The organism is Massilicoli timonensis, assembly GCF_900199515.1.
Classification (GTDB): Bacteria; Bacillota_I; Bacilli_A; order Erysipelotrichales; family Erysipelotrichaceae; genus Massilicoli; species Massilicoli timonensis.
The window spans coordinates 1-835 of record NZ_LT963431.1 but is presented as its reverse complement, the minus strand read 5'-3'; the positions used below and the strand labels follow the sequence as shown (position 1 = coordinate 835).

Annotated in this window: 1 protein-coding gene; it reads right to left on the bottom strand. The window is 36.2% G+C overall.

Annotated elements, in window-relative coordinates:
• On the bottom strand, positions 1–634 hold a 634-nt coding region (locus C1712_RS00005; protein WP_146003285.1), incomplete at its 3' end, for a hypothetical protein.
• Positions 635–835: the final 201 nt, after the last annotated feature.

Here is an 835-nt window from a genome sequence, read left to right as displayed (position 1 = left end):
AGATGAATTGATAGAGCGCGGTATTCCCGTTCAGATAACTTGGAGTGTATAGTTCATCGATCCCTCTCTCTAACATCTCATAGGAATATTGGGTTTGGGAGATGTACTGAGGAGCCCAGAATTTATCAAGTATTTCATATTTTCCAAAAGAATAATAAGGTAGTTTCCAATCTTTCTTTATCTTTTCTACGATCTCGATATTCTTAAAGAAGTCCTCATCGGTTTCTAGATGAAATATACTATCCAGTTCAACCATAGAATCTGTTAATACTACATTGGCTTTGATATTTTCTCGATAAAAGGTCGTATAATCTTCATCTTCTATTGCTTTAGCGGCTTTGGAGGTCGTTTCATATAAATAATCAAACGTAGCATCCATTCTTCTGATATCGTGTTCATCGAAACCTAAAAACTCTGTAACGTAACCATAGTTCAATTCTCTATACCAGAACTTCCTATAAAAGTTCGTGTATAAGTTTACATACTTTTGGTAATATTCCTTCTTTTCCTCTCTTACACGCTCCTCCAAATGAAAGACCATCAGCAGTTCACAGATCAAAACACAGATCATGGCGATCTTCGTTGTTTTACTGCGTAATGATGATAAGACCCCTAGCTTAATTCTCTTCAACATCTTCCATCGCCTCCTCTAGATCCATAATCTATCTCTGCTCTCCATTTCTTCTCTTATATCAAATTTCTTATATTACATCTTTCTTCTTTAAGATCAGTGTAGTCACACCAAAAAGTATCATGCAATAGATTCCTAATATGACGATCCCTTCCGCATATGTGTAATAGGATGTCCCCGCTAAGTTCAAGATCGGATTCGCAT